This is a genomic window from Nocardia sp. NPDC004604 (genome assembly GCF_040609795.1).
In the GTDB taxonomy this organism is placed as follows: domain Bacteria; phylum Actinomycetota; class Actinomycetes; order Mycobacteriales; family Mycobacteriaceae; genus Nocardia.
Window position 1 is genome coordinate 1 of sequence record NZ_JBEXLC010000312.1, and the last position, 2,502, is coordinate 2,502.

Annotated in this window: 2 protein-coding genes; both read right to left on the reverse strand. The window is 66.6% G+C overall.

The annotated features are described in order from the left end of the window. Positions 1 to 11 precede the first annotated feature (11 nt). On the reverse strand, positions 12 to 1,271 hold the full coding sequence (nhaA, locus tag ABZW16_RS43690) for a Na+/H+ antiporter NhaA (protein WP_354962056.1): 1,260 nt from the start codon (positions 1,269 to 1,271) through the stop codon (positions 12 to 14). A gap of 181 nt (positions 1,272 to 1,452) precedes the next feature. Further along, positions 1,453 to 2,502 (reverse strand): AMP-binding protein (locus tag ABZW16_RS43695; protein ID WP_354962055.1); only part of this gene is annotated, 1,050 nt, incomplete at its 5' end.

The following is a 2,502-nucleotide window of genomic DNA, read 5'->3' on the forward strand; positions in this document are numbered from 1 at the left end:
GTTTGTGAAACTCACTTGGTCGACCCTTCTCCCTGTCCCGGCACTGTATCGGCCTCGCTCTCTCGTTCTATCGCACGCGCATCCCGCCGCGCCTGGTGGACACGCCCACGCCGCAACAGTAGCGCCGAACCCGCGAGCGACGCCGTCATTGATGTCACCAACACCGCGGCCTTCGCCAATTCGACGGCCGAGCCATCGCCTACGTCCGCCAGCGCGAGTTCTGCCACCAAGAGGCTAACGGTGAAGCCGATCGCGCCGAGCACCGAGAGGGCGAACATGTCTCGGTAGCCCAGACTCGCCGGACGCTTGGCGATGCCCAATCGGATTGCCACCCAGCTGATCCCGAAGATGCCGAGGGTCTTGCCCAGCAGTAATCCGAGAATGATGGCCAGCGCCAGCCGGTCGCTGACCAGCTGCTGGAAGACCTTGCCGTCCAACGGAACTCCGGAGGCGAACAGGGCGAACAGTGGTACGCACAGTCCGGCCGAGATCGGCTGGATCAGGTGTTCGAGCCGCGTTGCCGGAGCCTGCGCCTCACCCGGATCCTTGCGCACCCTGGTCAGCAGGCCGAGCGCGACACCGGCCAGGGTCGGATGAATGCCCGCCTCGTGCAGCGCGTACCAGGAGACCAGCGCCAGCGGCAGATACACCAGGGGCGTGGAGATCCGCTTGCGCTGGGCCAGCGCCCAGCCCGCGAAACAGGCCGCCGCGGCCAGCAGCCACAGCGCCGACAGCGTCGTGGTGAACAACACCGCGATCAGGATGATGGCGATCAGATCGTCGACCACCGCCAGACTGAGCAGGAACACCCGCGCACTCGCCGGAATCCTGGAACCGGTCATGGCGAGCACGGCCAGCGCGAAGGCGATATCGGTCGCCACCGGAATGGCCCAGCCCCGGTCCATACCCTCGATGCCGAATCCGACCGTCAGCGCGATCAGTGCCGGAGTGACCACGCCACCGACCGCGGCGATGATCGGCAGCGCGGCCCGCTTGGGATCGGCGAGTTCACCGACCACCAGCTCGCGTTTGAGCTCCAGCCCCGCGACGAAGAAGAAGACCGCCAGCAGACCGTCCTTGGTCCATTCCGCGACGGTGAGGTTCAGATGCAGTGCCCTGATGGGCAGGACGGTTTCGGTGAGGGTGACGTAGCTGGCGCCCCACGGCGAGTTCACCCACAGCAACGCGGCCGCGGCCGCGATCAGAAGTATTGCGCCACCAACGGTTTCGGTGCGTAGGTAGCGTGTGAGCTCCGAGCGCACTTGGGTGATCACGGGAAACCTTCCGGCAGGGTGGGCGTGGCTGCGGACGCGCAATCCAACCGATTCGGCTGTCAGCTACACGACCGCATGCCGACCAGGCTTCCCGGCACACCTTACGCAATTCTAACGGGTACGGCCGATGACGGATCCCGTCACCGGCCGTACGATCCGCCGTTTTCGGTGCGCCGACTCAGGCGCGACTGGCCCGAATCGCCTCGAAGACGTTCGGATCGACCAGCGTCGAGGTATCGCCCAGTTCGCGGCCCTCCGCGACATCACGCAGCAGTCGCCGCATGATCTTGCCGCTGCGGGTCTTGGGCAGCTCCGGCACCACGTGGATCTCCCGCGGCCGCGCGATCGGGCTGATCTCCCGCGACACCTCCGCCTTCAGTTCGTCGACCAGGGCGTCGCCGGTGTCCTTGGCCTCGGCGGTGAGGATTACGAATGCGACGATGCCCTGTCCGGTGGTGACGTCGCTGGCACCGACGACCGCGGCCTCGGCGACCCCGGAGTGGCCAACGAGCGCGGACTCCACCTCGGCGGTGGAGATGCGGTGACCCGAGACGTTCATCACATCATCGACGCGGCCCAGCACCCACAGATCGCCGTCGGCGTCGAGCTTGGCGCCGTCACCGGCGAAGTACCAGCCCCGTTCGGCGTAGCGCTCCCAGTAGGTGGCCCGGTAGCGCTCCATATCGCCCCAGATGCCGCGCAGCATCGACGGCCACGGCTGATCGAGCACCAGGTAGCCATTGGCCTCGGTCTCGCCGAGCTGGACCGCCCTGCCCTCCTCGTCGACGACCTTGGCGTAGATACCGGGCAGCGGTGTCATCGCGGCGCCCGGCTTCGCGGCGGTGACGCCGGGCAGCGGGGAGATCATGATCGAACCGGTCTCGGTCTGCCACCAGGTATCCACAATGGGCGCGGTGCTCGCGCCGATCACCTCCCGGTACCAGCGCCAGGCCTCCGGATTGATCGGCTCGCCGACGCTGCCGAGCAGCCGGATGCTGGACAGATCGTGGGCGCCGGGAATCTCCTTGCCCCACTTCATGAAGGTGCGGACCAGTGTCGGTGCCGTGTAATAGATGGTGACACCGTACTTTTCGACGATGTTCCAGTGCCGGTGCTCGTCCGGGAAGTTCGGCGTGCCCTCGTAGACGACCTGGGTGGTGCGGTTCGACAGCGGTCCGTAGACGATGTAGGTGTGTCCGGTGACCCAGCCGATATCGGCGGTGCACCA